We start from the raw sequence: 19,025 nt of genomic DNA on the forward strand, positions 1-19,025 counted from the left end.
TGGAAGTCAATCTCATGCAGCCCATCGCCATGGACCGGGAACTGCGCTTCGCCATCCGCGAAGGCGGCAGAACCGTCGGCGCGGGCGTCGTCACCGAAGTCATCGAGTAGCAAGGGAGAAGGAGGCCGTCATGGCCAACCAGGCGGACCAGAAGATCAGGATCAGGCTGAAGGCCTGCGACCACGCCATGCTGGACAAGTCGGCCAGGGAGATCACCCAGGCGGCGCAGCGGGCCGGCGCGCGGGTCATGGGACCCATACCGCTGCCGACGAAACGGACCGTGTATACCGTCCTGCGCTCTCCCTTTATCGACAAGAAGTCGAGGGAACAGTTCGAAACGCGCGTGCACAAGCGCCTTATCGATATCTATGACACGTCGCAGCAGACGGTGGACGCGCTCCTGAAACTGGACCTGCCCGCCGGCGTGGACGTGGAAATCAGGGTGTAGGAGCCTCGAAGATGCACGGACTGATCGGCAGGAAAATCGGGATGAGCCAGGTCTTTGCCGAGAACGGCGACGCGGTACCGGTCACGGTGATCGAGGCGGGTCCCTGTTACGTCACCCAGGTGAAGACGCTGGAACGCGACGGCTACGAGGCGGCGCAGATCGGTTTCGAAGCGAAGAAGGAGAAGCGGACGACCCGGCCGCTGAAGGGCCACTTCAAGAAGGCGAAGGTCGATCCGCAGCGCATCGTACGCGAGGTCGCGGTGCAGGACATCGCGACCTGCGAACCCGGCCAGGTGGTCGGCGCGGACATTTTCGAGACCGGCGAACTCGTGGACGTGACGGGTTATTTCAAGGGCCGGGGGTTCCAGGGCGTCGTCAAGCGGCACGGTTTCAAAGGCGGCGACAAGACCCGCGGACAGAGCGACCGCTGGCGCCATCCCGGATCGATCGGGCAAAGCGCGACGCCGTCCAAGGTCTTCAAGGGCACCCGCATGGGCGGACGGATGGGCAACAAGCGCGTGACCGTCAGGAACCTGCAGATAGTCGGCGTGGACGCCGAGAAGAACATCCTCCTTGTGAAGGGCGCGGTGCCGGGACACCGGAACGGATACGTACTGATCAACCGGACCGGTTAGGCGGAAGGCCGGTTAGGCGGAAGGCCCGGACCTGAAGGCACGTTGGGAGAAATCATGCCGGTAGTAGCGAAGTTGTTCAACAGCGACGGGACGGAACAGGGCCAGATCGATCTCGAAGAATCGGTCTTCGGCATTTCCGCCAATGCGCACGCCATGTACGAAGCGGAAAAGATGTACCGTGCCAACCAGCGGCAGGGCACGGCCAGCGCGCAGACCCGTTCGGAAGTGTCCTACACAGGGAAGAAGATGTTCAGGCAGAAGGGCCTGGGCAGGGCGCGCATGGGCTCCAGGCGGTCCCCGGTTCGCATCGGGGGCGGCAGGGCCCACGGTCCGAAGCCGCGCAGCTACCGGTACGAGATACCGAAGAAAGTGCGTCGCCTCGCGCTCAAGTCCGTGCTTTCGACCCGCGCGCAGAGCGGTTCCGTGCTCGTGATCGAGTCGCTCGAGTTCGATGCGCCGAAGACGCGGCAGATGGTGTCTGTGCTGTCCAACATGAACGTGCGCGACAGGAAGTGCCTGGTGCTCATGGACCGAAGCGACGACGCGGTATACAAGTCCTGCCGCAACATCGTCGACTTGGACATCAACGTGGCCACCGACACCCACGTACACGAGATACTGCGCAACGACTGCCTTATCTTCACCCGCGAGGGGCTGAAGCAGGTCGAGGAGGCGTTGAAATCATGACGAAGGACCCACGGGCCATCGTGTCGCGCCCCCTGGTGACGGAGAAGAACCACGTGCTCCAGGAAGAGCAGAACAAGTACGTGTTCGAAGTGGCCAGAGACGTGAACAAGCTGGAAATCAAGCGGGCCATCGAAGCGATCTTCGACGTGCAGGTCGAGTCGGTGCGCACCCTCCGCATGAAGGGCAAGGTAAAGCGTCTCGGACGTTTCGAGGGACGCCGGCCCGACTGGAAGAAGGCCATCGTGAAACTCGTCGACGGCGATATCATCGACCTGTACACGGGAACCTGATCGCGGGGTCTGCCCCGGTCATGCCCGGCCGCGCCGGGTCGTGACCGAGCGCGGCCCGAAGAGGAACACAAGCTATGGCAGTACGCACATTCAGACCCAAGACCCCCGGTCAGCGGTTCAAGACCGTGTCCTCCTTCAAGGAGATCACGAAGGAAACGCCGGAGTCCTCCCTCGTCCGTCCCCTGAAGAAATCGGGCGGGCGGAACAACCTGGGACGGACGACGGCCCGCCACCGCGGCGGCGGCCACAAGCGGCGCTACCGCTTAATCGATTTCCGGCGCGACAAGACCGGCGTCCCGGCCAGGGTCCATGCCATCGAGTACGATCCGAACCGTTCGGCGCGGATCGCGCTGCTGCACTACGCGGACGGCGAGAAGCGCTACATCCTCGCGCCGCTCGGCCTGTCGGTGGGCCATACGGTCATGTCCGGAAGCCAGTCGGAGATCCGGAGCGGCAACCATATGCCCCTGGACCACATCCCCCTGGGCACGATGCTGCACAACATCGAGCTTTCGCCCGGGCGCGGCGGACAGCTCGTAAGGTCCGCGGGCGGGGCCGCCCAGTTGATGTCGCGGGACGGCGGCTTTGCCCAGTTGCGCCTGCCCTCCGGGGAAATCCGGCGGGTACCCGAGGCCTGTTCCGCCACGATCGGACAGGTGGGCAACACGGACCACGAGAACATATCGCTCGGCAAGGCCGGGCGCGCCCGGTGGCTGGGGCGGCGCGGCTATTCCCGCGGCGTGGCGAAGAACCCCGTGGATCACCCCATGGGCGGAGGAGAAGGCAAGAGTTCAGGCGGCCGGCACCCCGTGTCTCCGTGGGGAAAGAAGACCAAGGGCTTGCGGACGCGCAAGAAGAACAAAAAATCGGATACTCAGATCATCAAGCGGCGTAAATAGTCGGAGGAAGATCGTGGGAGGCGATGATGGGCCGTTCGGTCAAGAAGGGGCCGTACATTGACGACAGCGTCAAGAAGAAGATCGACGAACTGAACCGGACCGGCGAGAAGCGGGTGGTCCGCACCTGGGCCCGCGCCAGCACGATCACGCCGGACTTCGTCGGCCATACGCTGGCCATTCACAACGGCAACAAGTTCATTCCGGTCTACATCTCGGAGAACATGGTGGGCCACAAGCTCGGTGAATTCGCGCCGACGCGCACCTACCGTGGGCACAGCGGACGGGTCACGGAACGTTCCACGCAGTTGAAGTAGTAACCGGACGCTAGAGAACAGGGGAGAACTAATAAGATGGAAGCCCGTGCAACGGCGCGGCAGGTACGCGGCTCCGCACGCAAGATACGCCAGGTGGCGGACATGATCCGCGGCCGGTCCGTACAGGAAGCCCTGAACATTCTTCAGTTCGTGCCCAAGGCGTGCGCCCGACCGCTCGAGAAGACCGTGCGTTCCGCGACGGCGAACGCCATGAACGTGGACGACGAACACACGCTGGATATCGAGGACCTGAAGATCAAGACCGTTTACGTCGATGGCGGTCCGGTCATGAAACGCATCCATTACGGCCCCCGCGGCAGCGCATCCACGATCCGGAAGCGCACGAGCCATATCACCGTGGTGGTCGCGGACTAGCCTGGACTAGCCCGGATCAGCCCGGACCGGACAGGCGCGGACGGCCATTCACCCGGGAGTTCCGACGACAGGAGTTGACGAAGTGGGCCAGAAAACACATCCGATCGGTTTCCGTCTTGGCGTGATCAAGACCTGGCAGTCCAATTGGTATTCCGACCGAAACATGGCGGACCTGCTCCAGGAAGACCTCATGATCCGCCGCTACGTCAAGAGCCGCCTCTCGCGGGCCGGCATCGCCAAGGTCGAAATCGAGCGGGCTCCGCAGAAGGCCACCATTACCATACACACCGCCCGTCCCGGCATCGTGATCGGACGCAAGGGCGCCGAAGTGGACAAGCTCAGGGATGAACTCCAGCATCTGACCGGAAAAGAGATCTACATCAACATACAGGAGATCCGCCGTCCGGAACTGGACGCCCAGTTGATCGGCGACAGTATCGCCCGGCAGATCGAACAGCGAATCAGTTTCCGCAGGGCCATGAAGAAATCCATCACCGCGGCCATGCGCATGGGCGCCGAGGGCATCAAGATCACCTGTGGCGGCCGGCTCGGCGGCGCGGAGATGGCCCGGGTCGAGTCCTTTAACGACGGGCGCGTGCCGCTTCACACGCTCCGGGCGGACATCGATTACGCCCGGTCCACCGCCCACACCACCTACGGGTGCATCGGCATCAAGGTGTGGATCTGCAAGGGCGAGATCATCAAGGGTGAAGAAGGGGAAGCCGGGGCAGGACAGGCGACGTTATAGGTCGGGTCGCCGGGCGGTATACGGCCCTTCGGGACCGATTGCCCGCCGCGTACGCGACCAGACGGGACTATTCGAGGAGATAACAAGATGTTAATGCCGAAGCGACTGAAGTACCGCAAGAGACAGCGCGGCCGCATGACGGGCATCGCGACGCGCGGCGCCACGCTGGAATTCGGCGATTACGGTATTCAGGCGCTGGAACCGGGCTGGATCACCAACCGGCAGATCGAAGCGGCCCGTATCGCCATGGTCCATCACATGCGGCGTGGCGGCAAAGTGTGGATCCGGATCTTTCCAGACAAGGTCCTCACCGAAAAGCCCGCTGAAACACGCATGGGTAAAGGCAAGGGCAGCCCCACCGGAAACTGGGTGGCCGTGGTGAAGCCCGGACGCATTCTTTTCGAACTGCGGGGCGTGGCCTCCGATATGGCCCGGGAGTCCATCGCGCTGGCCCAGCAGAAGTTGTCGGTCAAGACCCGCCTGGTGGTCCGCGAAGACCTCTAGCGGGCCTGTTCTCGAGGAAGGGAAGGCATGAAACTGTACGAACTTCGTCAACTGTCCGAGACAGAGCTCCGCGACCGGGTGGCCGAACTGAGGGAAGAGATTTTCAACCTGAACTTTCAGAAGGCGACGCGGCAGATGGCGGATGCGAAACGCATCTCGTCGTCGCGCCGGGAAATCGCCCGGATTCTTACGCTCCTGCACGAGGATGAACTCCAGATCCGATCCATCCAGGCGGCGAGCGATGAGAACCGGGAAGACGGACAGGGTGATCCGGGAGAAGACGCATGAAGGAGCGGGGACACAGGAAGAACCGCGTGGGGCGCGTGCTCAGCAACAAGATGGAAAAGACCATCACCATCGCCGTCGAACGGATGGTGAAGCATCCTTTCTACGGCAGGTACGTGCGGCGCACCACCAAGCTGACGGTCCATGACGAAGAACAGACGTGCCGGATCGGCGACATCGTCCGGGTCACGGAGACACGTCCGCTGAGCAAGAACAAGCGCTGGCGGCTGACGGAAGTCATCCAGCGCGCGGAACAGGTCTAGTCTTCCTTAAGGCATGGCCTTAGTATCGGGAAGACGGCGAACGGGAAAGAAACAAGATGATTCAAGAGTATACCTGGTTGAACGTCGCGGACAACACGGGCGCCCGGCAGGTCCGCTGCATCAAGGTCCTGGGCGGCACCGGCCGGCGGTACGCCAGCGTGGGCGACCGGTTCGTGGGATCGGTGAAGGAAGCCGCTCCCGGCGGTTCGGTGAAGAAGGGCGAGGTGGTAAAGGCCGTGGTCGTGCGGGTCCGTAAGGAAGTGCGGCGACGCGACGGGACCTACATCCGGTTCGACGAGAACGCGGCCGTACTGATCGACGACCAGGGCGAACCGAGGGGAACGCGCATATTCGGCCCCGTCGCCCGGGAACTGCGCGAGCGCGAATACACTCGCATCGTTTCGCTCGCCCCCGAGGTCCTCTAGGGTCCGGAAGGCCGGCGAACGGAAGGCCGGCGAACGGAAGGCCGGCGGGAAGGAGCTGATCGGATGCATGTCAAGAAGGGCGATACCGTCGTAGTGCTCACCGGCGATGCCCGCGGCGAGACCGGGCGGGTACTGAAGGTGTTGCCGGAAAAGAACAAGGTCATCGTGGAAGGGCTGAACTTCGTAACGCGCCACACGCGGCCCACCCAGACCAATCCGCAGGGCGGCCGGCTCGAAAAAGAGGCCCCCTTGCACGCGTCCAACGTGAAAGTGATCGCCGAGGGATAACGGGAATACGAACATGGCACGATTGAAAGAACAATACAACAGCGAGATCAGGCCCGCGCTTCTGCAGCACTTCGGCTACGGCAACACCATGCAGGTGCCGCGCATCGAGAAAGTGGTCCTGAACATGGGCGTGGGCGAGGGTTCGCAGAACGCCGGCCTGCTGGACAGCGCCGTTTCGGAACTGACGGCGATTACCGGGCAGAAAGCCGTGGTGACCCGGGCCAGGAAGTCCATTTCGAATTTCAAGATACGGGAAGGCATGCCCGTCGGCTGCCGGGTAACCCTCCGGGGCGCCCGCATGTACGAGTTTCTCGATCGCCTGATCAACGTGGCGATCCCCCGTATCCGCGACTTCCGCGGCGTGTCGACGAGGTCGTTCGACGGTCGGGGAAACTATACCCTCGGGTTGACCGAGCAGACGATCTTTCCCGAAATCGACTACGACCAGGTCGATCTGTTCCGGGGCATGGACATCACGATCGTAACTTCGGCGAATACCGACGAGGAGAGTGCGGAGCTGCTCAGGCATCTCGGCATGCCCTTCAGGGATCAGCCGGTGTAGGGTCCGGCGGGCAGGACGGGCCGGACGGACCAGACGGACCGCCGGTTTCGAGCCGGAAATCTGAAATACCGAGAGGGGGACGAGTGGCCAAGAAGTCGTTGATCGCAAAGGCGAATAGAAAGCCTAAATACAAGGTGCGCGCGTACAGCCGTTGCAGGCAGTGCGGACGCCCCCGCGCCTACATGCGCCGCTTCGGAATCTGTCGCATCTGTTTCCGGACGCTGGCCCTGCAGGGCGAGATTCCGGGTGTGACAAAGGCCAGCTGGTAGCAGTACGGGGCTGTTTCGAGAGGGAGAATGAGCAAGATGTCAATGACGGATCCGATTGCGGATATGCTGACCCGGATACGCAACGCGTGCCAGGCGAAGCACCAGCGAGTCGAGGTGCCGGCCTCGAAGGTCAAGGCGGAAATCGCCCGTATCCTGCTAAGCCACAAGTTCATCAGCCACTTTACCCAGGTGGAAGACGGGAAACAGGGCATCATCCGGATCTACCTCAGGTACGGACCGGTGGGCGAATCGATCATTTCCACGCTCAAGCGCATCAGCAAGCCCGGCCGGCGGGTGTACGTGAAGGCGGACGGCCTTCCCAGGGTCCTGAACGGCCTCGGTGTGGCCATTTTGAGCACGCCCAAAGGCATCGTCACGGACCGCGAAGCGCGCCAGCTGAACACGGGCGGCGAAGTGTTGTGTTACATCTGGTAGTCCGGAACACCGGAAGGAGTCGGGGTGTCACGAATAGGTAAACTGCCGATAGCGATCCCGGACGGGGTCCAGGTTTCGATAGACGGCCGGTCCGTCAACGTGAAGGGTCCGAAGGGCGAACTTTCCCACCGGATACCCACCCAGATCAGCGCCGTACTGGAAGACGGGCACGTGGTGGTGGGACGTCAAAACGAGTCCAGGCAGTCGCGCGCCCTGCACGGGCTGAGCCGTTCACTGATCGCCAACATGGTGGAAGGCGTCGTCAGCGGGTACGATCGTACGCTCGAGATCGTCGGCGTGGGCTACCGGGCGGAGCTCAAGGGCGGCAACCTGACGCTCACCCTGGGGTATTCCCACCCCGTGATCTTCCAGGCGCCGCCGGACGTGGACCTCGAGGTGACGGACGGCAACCGGATAACGGTCCGGGGTATCGACAAGCAACTCGTAGGCCAGGTGGCCGCGGTGATCCGGTCGTTCAAGAAGCCGGAACCCTACAAGGGCAAGGGCATACGCTACGACGACGAACAGGTACGCAGGAAGGCCGGCAAGACCGGGGCGGCCTGACGGGAGGACGGGTAGAGGATCATGTCCAGGAAAACGCAGCAGAGAGCCAGGATGCGGAAAGTCCGCCATCGCCGGGTAAGGAAGTCCATCCGGGGCGACGCGGCCCGGCCGCGCCTGAACGTATTCAGGAGTCTTAAGCACATCTACGCCCAGGTCATCGACGATACGGCGGGCGCCACGCTGCTGTCCCTTTCCACCAACACGCCCGAGATCAGGTCGCAGCTGGAGTCGGGCATGGACCGGAAGGCGCAGAGCAGGCTCGTGGGGCAGGTGCTGGGAGAGAAGATGAAGGCGCAGGGCGTGTCCAGCGTGACCTTCGACCGCGGCGGATACCAGTATCACGGCCGGGTGAAGGCCCTCGCGGAAGGCGTGCGCGAATGCGGACTGGAGTTTTAGAAAGTCCGCGCCGCTGAATGCCGGAACGTCCGCGTGTCATAACTGATGAAGGGAGCGTAAATTGCCGAGAATCAATCCCGATGAGTTCGATCTGTCGTCGGAACGCCTGGTCGATATCAACCGGGTTGCCAAAGTCGTCAAGGGCGGCCGCACGTTCAGCTTCAACGCGCTGATCGCCGTGGGCGACGGAAACGGTCACGTGGGCCTGGGCATGGGCAAGGCCCTGGAACTGTCCGAGGCGATCCGCAAGGCCACGGAAACGGCCCGGAAGCACCTGCACAGGGTGCCGGTGGTCAAAGGCACGATCCCCCACGACGTCATCGGGAGGTTCAGCGCGGCGGAAGTGATCCTGAAACCTGCCTCTCCCGGTACGGGGGTTATCGCCGGGGATGCGGCCCGCGCGGTGCTCGAGTCGGCGGGCATACACAACATCCTCACGAAATCGATCGGTTCCTCCAATCCGTACAACGTGGCCAAGGCGACGCTGCAGGGACTGCTCGATTTGAAAGTGGCCTCCGAGATCGCCGACGCGCGCGACGTGGATATCGAGGAACTGAAAGGGTAGTTATGGCGACGCGACTGCGCATTACACAGCGGAAAAGCGCCATCGGCAGGCACCGGCGGCAGAAGCGGACCCTGGAAGCGCTGGGCATACGACGGTTGCACCACAGCGCCGTGCATGACGACACGCCCCAGATACAGGGCATGATCGCACGCGTCGGCCACCTGGTGGAAGTGGAAACCATCACGGCGGACGACGAATAGCCGGCGGGTTTCCTAAAGAAAGGTTCGTGAAGAAAGGAATACGGCTGTTATGAAAGTCGACAGTTTGAAACACGCCTCCGGCGCGGTGCGCAAGGTAAAGCGCCTCGGCCGTGGACCAGGCTCCGGCACGGGCAAGACCGCCGGCAGGGGGCACAAGGGCCAGCGTTCCAGGTCGGGCAAGAAGATCCACCCGTCTTTCGAGGGCGGGCAGATGCGCCTCGTGCGGCGGCTGCCGAAACGCGGGTTCACCAATCTGTTCCGCAAGATCTACCAGATCGTCAACCTTCGCGACCTTGAGGGGTGGGACGAGGAGACAGTCGTAAACGCCGAATCGCTGGCGGACCGGCGCCTGGTCCGGAAATCCACGGACCCGGTCAAGATCCTCGGCGAAGGCGAGGTCGACCGGCCCGTGAAGGTGAGCGTCCACAAGGTCAGTGAGACGGCGCGGCAGAAAATCGAGGCGGCAGGCGGATCGGTCGAGGTGATCTCCGGATGATCGAGGCTTTCCAGAACGTATTCCGGATCCCGGAACTGCGGCGGCGCATCATCTTCACCCTCAGTCTGCTCGCGGTGTACCGGATCGGCGGCCAGATCCCGACGCCGGGCATCGACCACGAGGTCTTGAGCGCCTTCTTCAGCCAGATGGGCGGGACCATATTCGGGCTGTACAACATGTTCGTGGGCGGCGCGTTCGAGCGCGCGACCATCTTCGCCCTCGGCGTGATGCCCTATATCAGTTCGTCCATTATCCTGCAGTTGCTGGGGTCCATGTGGCCGTACCTGCAGAAACTCCAGAAGGAGGGACAGGAAGGACAGAAGAAGATCAACCAGTACACGCGCTACGGCACCGTGTTGCTGTCGCTGGTACAGGCCCTCGGCATCAGCTACTGGCTTCAGGACATCCGCGACGAGGTGGGCCGCTCCGCCGTTATCGATCCCGGGGCGGGTTTCATATTCGTGACGGTCGTTACGATGACGACCGGCACCATATTCCTGATGTGGCTGGGTGAGCAGATCCAGGAACGGGGCATCGGGAACGGCATCTCGCTGATCATCTTCGTCGGCATCATCGCCCAGTTCCCCATAGCCGTCAAGAGCGAGATCGACGCGGTGATGAACGGGCTGCGCAGCGGTCTCGTCGAGATCTTCATCGTGGCCGTGTGGGTCCTGATCATCGCTTCGGTGGTGCTGATCACGCAGGGACAGCGCAGGATCACGGTCCAGTACCCGCGGCGCGTGGTCGGCCGCAAGGTCTACGGCGGGCAGAGCACGCACCTGCCGCTGCGCGTCAACGCCGCCGGCGTGATGCCCATCATCTTCGCCCAGTCGATCATGTTCGTGCCGGGCACGTTTTCGAGCTTCTTCCCGAACATGGCCGTGTTCCAGACCATGGTGGAGTGGTTTCAGCCCGGCGCCTTCATCTACAACGCGATGTACGGCCTGTTGATCGTATTCTTCACGTACTTCTATACATCGATCATTTTCAACCCCGTGGACGTGGCGGACAACATGAAGCGCGTCGGCGGATTCATCCCGGGGATCCGGCCCGGAAAACGAACGGCGGACTATCTCGATCACATTCTGACACGCATTACGTTGCCCGGCTCGGTGTTTCTGGCGATCATCGCCATCGTGCCGTTTCTCATCATCCGAAGCATGAACGTCTCACTGAGCGCGTCCTCGTTCTTCGGCGGCACCGCGTTGCTGATCGTGGTGGGCGTCGCCCTGGACACGCTCCAGCAAATCGAGTCGCATCTCGTGTCCCGCCACTACGAGGGATTCATGAAACGCGGCCGCGTACGCGGTCGGGCGGGCTAGGCTTCGGAACCTTTGTGCCATGCGCCTGGCGATCGGCCTGGCGTCCGGGCGCCAGGTGAGCAGGTTATGCGACTGATACTACTCGGAGTGCCGGGGGCGGGAAAAGGCGAGCAGGCAACGAGGCTGTCGGGAAAATTCAGCATTCCGCACGTTTCAACAGGCGACCTGTTGCGGCGGGAGTTGGAGGAAGGGACCGAAGTCGGGCGCAGGATATCGGAATTCATGAACCGGGGCGAACTGGTTTCCGATGCCGTGACGCAGGCCATATTGGAAAACCGATTGCGCGAGGCCGATTGCGCGGCCGGGTTCATCCTGGACGGCTTCCCCAGAAACCTGAACCAGGCCGACTTCCTGCAAGCGGCGCTGGAGCGCATGAGCGCACCCGTGGACGTGGTGCTCAACATCGAGGTGCCCGACGGTACGGTGATCGACCGCCTGGCCATGAGGAATCGGTTGGACGACGCGCCGGAGACCATACGTCACCGGCTGAAAGTCTACAGGAAGGTTACGGCGCCGCTCGTCGATTACTACGACCGGGCGGGCATACTGAAGCGGATCGACGGCGATGGTTCGCCGGAGGAAGTAACGCAACGCATACTGGCCTGCCTGGCCCGCAAGGCGTAGACCGGGCCGGAAACCGACCATGGCCGCAGCGGCAGCAAGGCGCGGCCGAACGGTGAGAGGTTGAAACCCATGCCGAAAGAACCCCCGGTACAGGTGGAAGGTACGGTGGTGGAGCCTTTGCCCAATGCGTCGTTTCGCGTTGAACTGGAAAACGGCCACAGGGTCCTGGCCCATATATCCGGCAAAGTACGCATGAACTTCATAAAGATCCTGCCGGGCGACAAGGTCATGGTGGAACTGTCGCCTTACGATCTGACACGCGGCCGGATTACCTATCGTTACAAGTAAGCCCGGGCAAGGCTGCATCCGGGGCAAGGTAACGACGGGGAACCCGGCGCAGGCGGAAACGAACCGTAACACGAGGACCGGAAGATGAAAGTACGCGCTTCGGTAAAGAAAATCTGTGAACACTGCAAGGTCATCCGCCGCAGGGGCGTCGTGCGAGTGCTCTGTCGCAACCCGCGCCACAAGCAGCGGCAGGGATAGCAACGACTGAGTTGCCAAGGAGGGCAAGGTGGCACGTATCGCCGGAATCGATCTGCCCCGCGACAAACGCGTGGAGATCGGCATCACCTACATTTTCGGAATCGGACTGACAACCGCCCGCAAGGTGCTCGACGCGACCGGCATCGATCCGGAAACCCGCGTCCGGGACCTTACCGACCGGGAGATCACGAAGCTCCGCCAGAGCATCGAAAACGATTACCAGGTCGAGGGCGCGCTGCGCGGCGACATCACGTTCAACATAAGGCGATTGATGGACATCGGCTGTTACCGGGGCCTGCGCCACCGCCGCGGGCTGCCGGTGCGGGGTCAGCGGACCCGTACGAATTCCCGAATACGCAAGGGACCGCGGCGCACCATCGGTGCGAAGCGCAAGAAAGTTTAGCGAGTAACTTTAAACCGTGGAGGTAGAAGGTTGGCTAATGCAAGACGAAGCCGCGCCCGGAGACGAGACCGGCACGTGGACTCCATAGGCGTGGCCCATATCAAGGCGACGTTCAACAATACGATCGTTACCCTCGCCGATCTGCAAGGACACACGATCAGCTGGTCGAGCGGCGGCAAGGGCGGTACGTTCCGCAATTCCCGGAAGAGTACGCCGTTTGCCGCGCAGATCGCCGCGGAAGCCGCGGCCAAGGAAGCCATCGAACTGGGATTGAAGCGCGTCGAGGTCTGGGTGAAGGGACCCGGCGCCGGCCGCGAATCGGCCATTCGGGCCCTGCAGGCCGCGGGCCTCGAGATTTCCGCTATCAAGGACGTAACACCTATCCCCCACAACGGATGCCGGCCTCCGAAAAGACGTCGCGTCTGATCGTGAATCAACGGGCGGACGCCGGGGCCTGAAGCGGTCCGACTGGCGCAGGCCGCCCGGCTCGAGCGTAATAGGAGAAAACATGTCTCGTTATACGGACGCCAACTGTCGAATCTGCCGGCGGGAAGGCGTGAAGTTGTTCCTGAAAGGCGATCGGTGCTTTTCTGAGAAATGCGCGGTGGACCGCCGCGCTTTCCCGCCGGGCCAGCATGGTTCCGTCGGTCGCAGGAAACCCACCGAATACGGGCTTCGCCTGCGTGAAAAGCAGAAGACGCGCAAGACCTACGGAATCGGCGAAGGACAGTTCCGCTCGTACTTCGTGAAGGCGGCCCGGACCAAGGGCAACACGGGCGAACGCCTCCTGCAGTTGCTCGAAACCCGGCTGGACAATATCGTGTACCGCCTCGGTTTCGCGCCGTCGCGCAAAGCGGCCCGCCAGTTGGTCCGCCATCGCCATATCGTGGTGAACGACCGCATCGTCAATATCCCCTCGTACATCGTCCGTACGGGTGAAACCATTCAGGTCAAGGAGAAGAGCCGCCAGCTCGACTGCATTCACGCTTCCCTGAGCGCCGCGAACCAGCGGCCGGCGGTAAACTGGCTGGACCTGGACAAGACCACGCTGGCCGGACGGCTGCTGGAAGCCCCCGTCCGGGAGAACATACCGACACCTGTACAGGAACAGCTGATCATCGAGTTGTATTCGAAGTAGGGCCGTCACACTGCCATCCATGTGTTCACTCGAAGCGCGCGACGAGGGGCAACATACGCTATGAAATTAAAGAACTTCCAGATGCCGAGAGGCGTCTTAGTCGAAGACGATACAGTAACCGATGGCTACACCAGGTTCGTGATCGAGCCGCTGGAGCGGGGATTCGGGACGACGATCGGCAATTCCATCCGGAGGGTCCTGCTTTCCTCCCTGCCCGGAGCGGCCGTGGTCGGCGTCCGGATCGACGGCGTCGCCCACGAGTTCTCCACGATGCCTGCCGTGGTGGAAGACGTGGCCGAGATCATCCTGAACCTCAAGGAACTGCGGCTCATCCTGCACAGCGACGAGCCCAAGACGCTGATGCTCGAAGCGGAAGGCAAGGGCGACGTTACCGCCGAAGACATACAGACGGACGCCGACGTGGAGATTCTCAATCCGGATCTGCATATCGCGTCCCTGGACGAGGGCGGACAGTTACGCATGGAGATCCATGTCGACAGCGGCCGGGGCTACGTGATCGCCGAGCAGAACAAGATGCCCGACCAGCCCATCGGCGTGATCCCCATGGACGCCATGTTCTCCCCGGTAACGCGCGTGAATTTCCAGGTGGAGAACACGCGGATCGGCCAGCGCACGGACTACGACCGGCTCGTGCTTGAAGTCTGGACCGACGCCAGCGTGGGTCCCCAGGACGCCCTGTCCACCGCGTCCCAGATCCTGCGGAACCACCTTCAGCTGTTCATCTCCATAGACGATCAGTTCCTCTCCGAGCCCGAAGAGGAAGTGGACGAGAAGGCCGAAGAGATCAAGAAGCTGCTGCAGATGAACGTGGAGGAGCTGGAACTGTCCGTCCGCTCCAGCAATTGCCTGCGCGCGGCGGACATCAAGACGCTGGCGGACCTGGTGCAGAAGAGCGAGACCGAGATGCTGAAATACCGGAACTTCGGCCGCAAGTCGCTGACCGAACTGAGCCAGATCCTCCAGGAGATGGAACTTGGATTCGGCATGGATATCGAAGAGTACGTCGAGGTCGAAGCGGAAAACACGTAATCGAATGGCCTGCCCGCAGGTCATTCCGGCAGTCTGGACAGGAGCATAAGGAATGCGACATCGAAAGCAGGGGCGCGGTCTCAGCCGCTCTCCCAGTCACCGCAAGGCGATGCTGAGCAATCTGGCCGCATCGGTGCTGGACACGGAACGCGTGCAGACCACCACGGCGAAGGCCAAGGAAGTGCGCCGCCTCGTGGAACGGCTCATCACCTTCGGCAAACGCAGAGACCTGCACGCCCGGCGGCAGGTGCTGCGGGTCATCCACAACGAATCCGTGGTCGCGAAGCTGTTCGGACCGTTGGCCGACCGCTACGCCGACCGGCCCGGAGGATACACGCGCATCGTACGCATAGGGCACCGGCAGGGCGACGCCGCCGACATGTCGATACTCGAGTTGATCGACCGGGAGGGTCCGGGGGAAGACCAGGCCGACGAGAAGACCGAAGAAAAAGCGGAAGAATCGAAGGAAGAGACGACGGAGGAGGAAGAGACCGGCTGAAGAACCGGCCCGGGACGTAAAACCTCCCAATCGTATTAGAACAGGAAAAGGCGGCAACCCGGTGCGGTTGCCGCCTTTTTCGTTGTGGGACGCGAGACGCAGTCTGCGTCGATTACTGGTCGTCGTCCTGTTCCTCGGGCATGAGCACGAACTCGGGATAAGCCTCGATGCCGAGTTCCGCCACGTCCTGCCCGAGCCGTTCGACCTGGCTCGTCACCCGGACGGTCATGACCACGTCGATCAGCTTCCAGATCACCCAGGAGACCAGGAAGACGAAGGCGCCGATCGCGAGGATGCCGATCAGTTGGACACCGACGTTGCCACCGCTCACGATGCACACCGCCAGCGTACCCCAGATGCCCGCGAAGAGGTGGGCCGGCACGGCGCCGACCACGTCGTCGATCTTCACCGATTCCAGCAGTTTCATGCCGATCGTGCAGACGACGCCGCCGATCGCCCCGATGATGATGGCCCAGTAATGCTGGACCATGTCGGGACCCGCGGTGATCGAGACCAGGCCCGCGATGGCGCCGTTCAGACAGGCGAAGAGATCGGTGCGGCCGAAGACGGGCCGCGCGCAGAAGAGCGCCATGAGCGCGCCGGCCGCGGCGGCCAGGTTGGTATTGACCAGCACGTGGCTCATGGCCACGGCGTCCAGGGGGCTGCCCAGGGCCAGCTGCGAACCGCCGTTGAACCCGAACCAGCCAAGCCAGAGGATGAAGACGCCCAGGGTCACCACCAGCACGTTGGAAGGCGGCGTGGGCTTGACCGAACCGTCCTTGCGGTACTTGCCGAGCCTGGGTCCGACGACGATCAGTCCGGCCAGGGCCGCCCATCCGCCCGTACTGTGGACGATGGTGGAGCCTGCGAAGTCCTTGAATCCCAGCTGGCTGAGCCATCCCTCGCCCCAGGTCCATGCGCCGACGATAGGGTAGATGACCCCGGTGAGGACGAGGACGAAGATAAAGAACGACCAAATCTTGACTCTTTCCGCCAGCGCGCCGGAGACGATGGACGCGGCCGTGGCAACGAAAACCATCTGGAAGAACCAGTCCGACATGGTGGAATAGCCCAGCGAGATCACTTCGGCGGCGGCGCTCTCCGTTCCGTTGACCAAGTCGATCTCGTCCGTCGTCGGGCCGTAGCCGATCGAGAAGGATCCGATGTAGCTTCCGACATCGACGTACATGAGATTGTAGCCGATGAAGTAGTAGGCGATCCCGGCGATGGAATAGAGGCCGATGTTCTTCAGGCAGATCATGGAGGCGTTCTTGGTCCGCACGGAACCCGATTCCAGCATGGTGAATCCCGCGCACATCCACATCACCAGGGCGCCCCAGAGCATGAACGATATGGTGTTGAACACGAACTGGTCCGGCGCTTCGACGGCAACGCTATCATGCTCGGCCAGGGCGTACGCGGTCCCGGCGCCGCAGACCACGGCGGCCAACACGGCCAACAGTTTCAGTGCCGGCATACCGCGAGGCCTGCGTGTAACAAAAAATCCGTAGAATGCTCCCATGGTGTGATCTCCCGGCTGACACCGATGATGGCGGGTGAAAAGATGTTTAACGGCGATGTGGAATGGTCTTGTCGAATGTCGAGATATTCTACAAGGAATGAACTGTTTCGTCAAGAAAGTTAGAACGCGTCACGTTCACCGGATGAGCATGGAGAACCGCGACTCGCGGGTCCGTGCGGATCAGCGTGGCCGAATGCGATGCGATCCGCGTGATACCGGCCGGTTCAGCGGAGTCCGTAGTACGCCTCCATGCCGGCCAGGAACTCGGTCTGCCCACCGTAACTGGGATGGCGCACCTTCACGACCTCTGCCGACCCCCCAAGCCTGCGCGCCGCCTTTTCCGCGTCGTTTCCTATGGCGATGATGGCGGACGGTTCCAGAAGCCGGACCAGTTGCTCGAGCAGGTGTTGACCGGACCGGCGTTCCGCTGCGACGTGCGATCGATTGCTGAAGGAGTGGTCCGGCTTGTGAGGATGGAAGGGAAAGACGTTCCAGAGGAAGACCGCCGCCTTGATGCGGGACAATATGTTCCACACGACACGGGCGGAGCGTTCCCTGACCACGGCGCCCCGCGTCGGACGCCGCAACGTCAGCCCCCACCTGAGGGCGTGTTCGTCCAGACGCTCGTCGTCGGTGAAAGCCAGGCCGGTTCGCCGGCCGCCGCGGTAACTGTAGTCGCGGCCGATCCACAGGGCGTCCACGCGCCGTCCGGCCGCGGCTTCAAGCACGGACAGAAGGTTCACGGACCGCCGTTCGGGGGCGTCCGCCCGGTCGTGAACAAGGCAGCGATCCGTATACGGGTTGAATACATGGTCGAATTCGAGGTCCTGGAGAACATCGATGAATTGAGCGGGGGACATGGCGGCCGGTCGATCTGGATGATGGATTCCGAATTGAGGAGCCGGGAACGCTACACTTCGGTTCCCTCGTTGAGAATCGAAAGATACTCGTCATAAACGTACAGCCGGTTGCGTTGTTTTCCCGTGATCTCCCGCGCGATACCTGCCCTGACCAGAAGATCCATTGTTGAAGCCGCTGCCTGAAAAGAAAGACCTGTATCCTTGCATACGGCGGCAAGAGACAGAAGTAGATGCGACTTAAGGGCTTCATGTACACGCAGGGCTGATCCCAATCTTCTGCCTGCGACTCCTTCGATCCGGCTTCGATCACTTTTGAACGTGTTATTCAACTGTTCCACGGTACCGACGGCACCGTCAGCTGTTCGTTTGACCCCTTCGAGAAAAAAAGTGAGCCATGCTTCCCAGTTTCCCGTGAGGCGCACGTTGTTCAGCAATTCGTAGTATTCATTGCGATTCTGCTTAAAATACAGGCTCAGGTAAAGCATGGGTTGGTGTAGTATCCCCGCGTGGCATAACAACATAGTAATAAGCAACCTGCCCACACGACCATTACCATCGAGAAAAGGGTGTATCGTTTCAAACTGCACATGGGCGAGACCAGCGCGCAGCAACACCGGCAAGCCGTCGTCCTCCGCGTGCAGAAAACGCTCCAGTGAAGCCATGCAGTCCTGCACGACGGTATGCGGCGGGGGTACATAGAGGGCGTTGCCGGGCCTGGAACCTCCAATCCAGTTCTGCGACCGCCTGAACTCACCTGGCGATTTCGTACTGCCGCGACCCTGTGACAGCAATATGCCATGTGTTTCCCTTATCAGTCGGTTCGATAGCGGAAAACCGTTCTTCAGACGCTCCAGGCCATGTTCCATTGCCGCGACATAGTTAGAAACTTCATGTACATCGTCTTCAGGTACACCGGGGACATCCTCAAGTTCGAAGAGCAGGAGATCGGACAATGATGACTGCGTTCCTTCGATCTGCGAAGAAAGCACTGCTTCTTTACGCACATAGGCATACAGAAAGAGTGCCTCGTCGGGCAAGAGCAACGTAATGCTGTCAAGTCGTCCCAGGGCGTGTACCGCGGATTCGAGTAATTGATGTAGAGGTCCATCCAGATCCAGGCCCGGCTTTGGAGGCAAGGGTATTGGCACAAAGGCCTTTACTGTGTCTCCTTCTATGGTCAAGAGGTCATAGGTACCCGTCAGTCCTCGTTCCATCACCTGTTTCCTTGCTCGTTATTCAACTTTCAGCAATAACTATCGCCGTTATTCTTATTTGGTGCCTAATTTAGAATAAGGCTCGTTGTTACGCAAGTAGAATCATCAGAAGCCGTGCTTTGAACCCAATGACCAAGGGCTGATGTCCGCTATTCCAATTTAAAGAATAAGGGAGGGCGTTATTCCATTTTAGGTCGTAAATTAGAATAACGCCCGGGCAAATAGACGTCGTCATGGCTACCGAGCCCGATGCAGCACA

The 19,025-nt window shown here is 61.6% G+C and carries 34 protein-coding genes; 31 read left to right on the plus strand and 3 right to left on the minus strand.

Annotation, left to right across the window (positions count from 1 at the left end; all coding sequences use genetic code 11):
- From F4Y38_03425 to F4Y38_03575, 31 genes are all read left to right on the plus strand, one after another.
- On the plus strand, positions 1 to 110 hold a 110-nt coding region (locus tag F4Y38_03425; protein ID MXY48332.1), incomplete at its 5' end, for an elongation factor Tu.
- A gap of 20 nt (positions 111 to 130) precedes the next feature.
- Complete coding sequence (gene rpsJ / locus F4Y38_03430) at positions 131 to 448, plus strand: 30S ribosomal protein S10 (GenBank protein ID MXY48333.1); 318 nt, start codon at positions 131 to 133, stop codon at positions 446 to 448.
- Positions 449 to 459: 11 nt separating this feature from the next.
- Positions 460 to 1,083 carry a 50S ribosomal protein L3 gene (locus F4Y38_03435; protein ID MXY48334.1) on the plus strand — a complete coding sequence of 208 codons (624 nt, stop codon included), beginning with the start codon at positions 460 to 462 and terminating at the stop codon, positions 1,081 to 1,083.
- Positions 1,084 to 1,137: 54 nt separating this feature from the next.
- Entirely contained in the window at positions 1,138 to 1,770 is a 633-nt protein-coding gene (gene rplD, locus F4Y38_03440; GenBank protein ID MXY48335.1) for a 50S ribosomal protein L4, read from the plus strand.
- A complete protein-coding gene (locus F4Y38_03445; protein ID MXY48336.1) occupies positions 1,767 to 2,060 on the plus strand; it encodes a 50S ribosomal protein L23 in 294 nt (97 codons plus the stop codon). Before rplD ends, F4Y38_03445 begins: the two co-directional genes overlap by 4 nt.
- 74 nt (positions 2,061 to 2,134) lie before the next feature.
- Positions 2,135 to 2,959, plus strand: a complete 825-nt coding sequence (gene rplB / locus F4Y38_03450; GenBank protein MXY48337.1) for a 50S ribosomal protein L2 — start codon at positions 2,135 to 2,137, stop codon at positions 2,957 to 2,959.
- Positions 2,960 to 2,985: 26 nt separating this feature from the next.
- A complete protein-coding gene (rpsS, locus tag F4Y38_03455; GenBank protein ID MXY48338.1) occupies positions 2,986 to 3,273 on the plus strand; it encodes a 30S ribosomal protein S19 in 288 nt (95 codons plus the stop codon).
- A gap of 36 nt (positions 3,274 to 3,309) precedes the next feature.
- A complete protein-coding gene (locus F4Y38_03460; GenBank protein MXY48339.1) occupies positions 3,310 to 3,648 on the plus strand; it encodes a 50S ribosomal protein L22 in 339 nt (112 codons plus the stop codon).
- Positions 3,649 to 3,730: 82 nt separating this feature from the next.
- Entirely contained in the window at positions 3,731 to 4,396 is a 666-nt protein-coding gene (rpsC, locus tag F4Y38_03465) for a 30S ribosomal protein S3 (protein MXY48340.1), read from the plus strand.
- A gap of 87 nt (positions 4,397 to 4,483) precedes the next feature.
- Positions 4,484 to 4,900 carry a 50S ribosomal protein L16 gene (gene rplP / locus F4Y38_03470; protein ID MXY48341.1) on the plus strand — a complete coding sequence of 139 codons (417 nt, stop codon included), beginning with the start codon at positions 4,484 to 4,486 and terminating at the stop codon, positions 4,898 to 4,900.
- Between the two features lie 27 nt (positions 4,901 to 4,927).
- On the plus strand, positions 4,928 to 5,188 hold the full coding sequence (locus F4Y38_03475; protein MXY48342.1) for a 50S ribosomal protein L29: 261 nt from the start codon (positions 4,928 to 4,930) through the stop codon (positions 5,186 to 5,188).
- Positions 5,185 to 5,448, plus strand: coding sequence for a 30S ribosomal protein S17 (rpsQ, locus tag F4Y38_03480; protein ID MXY48343.1), 264 nt, complete (start codon positions 5,185 to 5,187; stop codon positions 5,446 to 5,448). Before F4Y38_03475 ends, rpsQ begins: the two co-directional genes overlap by 4 nt.
- A 56-nt stretch (positions 5,449 to 5,504) precedes the next feature.
- Positions 5,505 to 5,873 carry a 50S ribosomal protein L14 gene (gene rplN / locus F4Y38_03485; GenBank protein ID MXY48344.1) on the plus strand — a complete coding sequence of 123 codons (369 nt, stop codon included), beginning with the start codon at positions 5,505 to 5,507 and terminating at the stop codon, positions 5,871 to 5,873.
- A gap of 63 nt (positions 5,874 to 5,936) precedes the next feature.
- Positions 5,937 to 6,161, plus strand: a complete 225-nt coding sequence (locus F4Y38_03490; GenBank protein ID MXY48345.1) for a 50S ribosomal protein L24 — start codon at positions 5,937 to 5,939, stop codon at positions 6,159 to 6,161.
- Between the two features lie 13 nt (positions 6,162 to 6,174).
- The gene (rplE, locus tag F4Y38_03495; protein MXY48346.1) at positions 6,175 to 6,723 is read left to right on the plus strand and encodes a 50S ribosomal protein L5; all 549 of its coding nucleotides are present in this window, start codon (positions 6,175 to 6,177) and stop codon (positions 6,721 to 6,723) included.
- An 83-nt stretch (positions 6,724 to 6,806) separates the two neighbouring features.
- Entirely contained in the window at positions 6,807 to 6,992 is a 186-nt protein-coding gene (locus F4Y38_03500; protein ID MXY48347.1) for a type Z 30S ribosomal protein S14, read from the plus strand.
- A 36-nt stretch (positions 6,993 to 7,028) separates the two neighbouring features.
- Positions 7,029 to 7,427: a 30S ribosomal protein S8 gene (gene rpsH / locus F4Y38_03505; GenBank protein ID MXY48348.1), complete on the plus strand. Its 399-nt coding sequence runs from the start codon at positions 7,029 to 7,031 to the stop codon at positions 7,425 to 7,427.
- Between the two features lie 24 nt (positions 7,428 to 7,451).
- Positions 7,452 to 7,991, plus strand: coding sequence for a 50S ribosomal protein L6 (locus tag F4Y38_03510; GenBank protein MXY48349.1), 540 nt, complete (start codon positions 7,452 to 7,454; stop codon positions 7,989 to 7,991).
- Between the two features lie 21 nt (positions 7,992 to 8,012).
- Positions 8,013 to 8,387 carry a 50S ribosomal protein L18 gene (locus F4Y38_03515; protein ID MXY48350.1) on the plus strand — a complete coding sequence of 125 codons (375 nt, stop codon included), beginning with the start codon at positions 8,013 to 8,015 and terminating at the stop codon, positions 8,385 to 8,387.
- A gap of 61 nt (positions 8,388 to 8,448) precedes the next feature.
- Positions 8,449 to 8,952, plus strand: a complete 504-nt coding sequence (locus F4Y38_03520) for a 30S ribosomal protein S5 (protein ID MXY48351.1) — start codon at positions 8,449 to 8,451, stop codon at positions 8,950 to 8,952.
- A 2-nt stretch (positions 8,953 to 8,954) separates the two neighbouring features.
- Positions 8,955 to 9,152 (plus strand): 50S ribosomal protein L30, encoded by a 198-nt coding sequence (gene rpmD / locus F4Y38_03525; GenBank protein ID MXY48352.1) that lies wholly within the window; start codon positions 8,955 to 8,957, stop codon positions 9,150 to 9,152.
- Between the two features lie 49 nt (positions 9,153 to 9,201).
- On the plus strand, positions 9,202 to 9,648 hold the full coding sequence (locus F4Y38_03530; GenBank protein MXY48353.1) for a 50S ribosomal protein L15: 447 nt from the start codon (positions 9,202 to 9,204) through the stop codon (positions 9,646 to 9,648).
- Positions 9,645 to 10,970, plus strand: coding sequence for a preprotein translocase subunit SecY (secY, locus tag F4Y38_03535; GenBank protein ID MXY48354.1), 1,326 nt, complete (start codon positions 9,645 to 9,647; stop codon positions 10,968 to 10,970). Before F4Y38_03530 ends, secY begins: the two co-directional genes overlap by 4 nt.
- 66 nt (positions 10,971 to 11,036) lie before the next feature.
- Positions 11,037 to 11,594, plus strand: a complete 558-nt coding sequence (locus F4Y38_03540) for an adenylate kinase (GenBank protein MXY48355.1) — start codon at positions 11,037 to 11,039, stop codon at positions 11,592 to 11,594.
- Between the two features lie 69 nt (positions 11,595 to 11,663).
- Positions 11,664 to 11,882: a translation initiation factor IF-1 gene (gene infA / locus F4Y38_03545; GenBank protein MXY48356.1), complete on the plus strand. Its 219-nt coding sequence runs from the start codon at positions 11,664 to 11,666 to the stop codon at positions 11,880 to 11,882.
- 84 nt (positions 11,883 to 11,966) lie between these two features.
- On the plus strand, positions 11,967 to 12,080 hold the full coding sequence (gene rpmJ, locus F4Y38_03550) for a 50S ribosomal protein L36 (protein MXY48357.1): 114 nt from the start codon (positions 11,967 to 11,969) through the stop codon (positions 12,078 to 12,080).
- Between the two features lie 28 nt (positions 12,081 to 12,108).
- Positions 12,109 to 12,483, plus strand: coding sequence for a 30S ribosomal protein S13 (rpsM, locus tag F4Y38_03555; protein ID MXY48358.1), 375 nt, complete (start codon positions 12,109 to 12,111; stop codon positions 12,481 to 12,483).
- 30 nt (positions 12,484 to 12,513) lie between these two features.
- Positions 12,514 to 12,909, plus strand: a complete 396-nt coding sequence (gene rpsK / locus F4Y38_03560; GenBank protein ID MXY48359.1) for a 30S ribosomal protein S11 — start codon at positions 12,514 to 12,516, stop codon at positions 12,907 to 12,909.
- 82 nt (positions 12,910 to 12,991) lie between these two features.
- The gene (gene rpsD, locus F4Y38_03565) at positions 12,992 to 13,621 is read left to right on the plus strand and encodes a 30S ribosomal protein S4 (protein ID MXY48360.1); all 630 of its coding nucleotides are present in this window, start codon (positions 12,992 to 12,994) and stop codon (positions 13,619 to 13,621) included.
- A 60-nt stretch (positions 13,622 to 13,681) separates the two neighbouring features.
- Entirely contained in the window at positions 13,682 to 14,671 is a 990-nt protein-coding gene (locus tag F4Y38_03570; protein MXY48361.1) for a DNA-directed RNA polymerase subunit alpha, read from the plus strand.
- Between the two features lie 52 nt (positions 14,672 to 14,723).
- On the plus strand, positions 14,724 to 15,170 hold the full coding sequence (locus tag F4Y38_03575; GenBank protein MXY48362.1) for a 50S ribosomal protein L17: 447 nt from the start codon (positions 14,724 to 14,726) through the stop codon (positions 15,168 to 15,170).
- A 112-nt stretch (positions 15,171 to 15,282) separates the two neighbouring features.
- On the opposite strand, the gene F4Y38_03580 is transcribed toward F4Y38_03575, so the two are convergent.
- The 3 genes from F4Y38_03580 to F4Y38_03590 form a co-directional block, all read right to left on the minus strand.
- Positions 15,283 to 16,647 (minus strand): ammonium transporter, encoded by a 1,365-nt coding sequence (locus tag F4Y38_03580; GenBank protein ID MXY48363.1) that lies wholly within the window; start codon positions 16,645 to 16,647, stop codon positions 15,283 to 15,285.
- 269 nt (positions 16,648 to 16,916) lie between these two features.
- Complete coding sequence (locus F4Y38_03585; protein MXY48364.1) at positions 16,917 to 17,552, minus strand: uracil-DNA glycosylase; 636 nt, start codon at positions 17,550 to 17,552, stop codon at positions 16,917 to 16,919.
- A gap of 50 nt (positions 17,553 to 17,602) precedes the next feature.
- Positions 17,603 to 18,766 (minus strand): Fic family protein, encoded by a 1,164-nt coding sequence (locus tag F4Y38_03590; protein MXY48365.1) that lies wholly within the window; start codon positions 18,764 to 18,766, stop codon positions 17,603 to 17,605.
- Between the last annotated feature and the right edge of the window lie 259 nt (positions 18,767 to 19,025).

It is taken from the genome of Gemmatimonadota bacterium (genome assembly GCA_009838645.1).
Taxonomy (GTDB): Bacteria; JAAXHH01; JAAXHH01; order JAAXHH01; family JAAXHH01; genus JAAXHH01.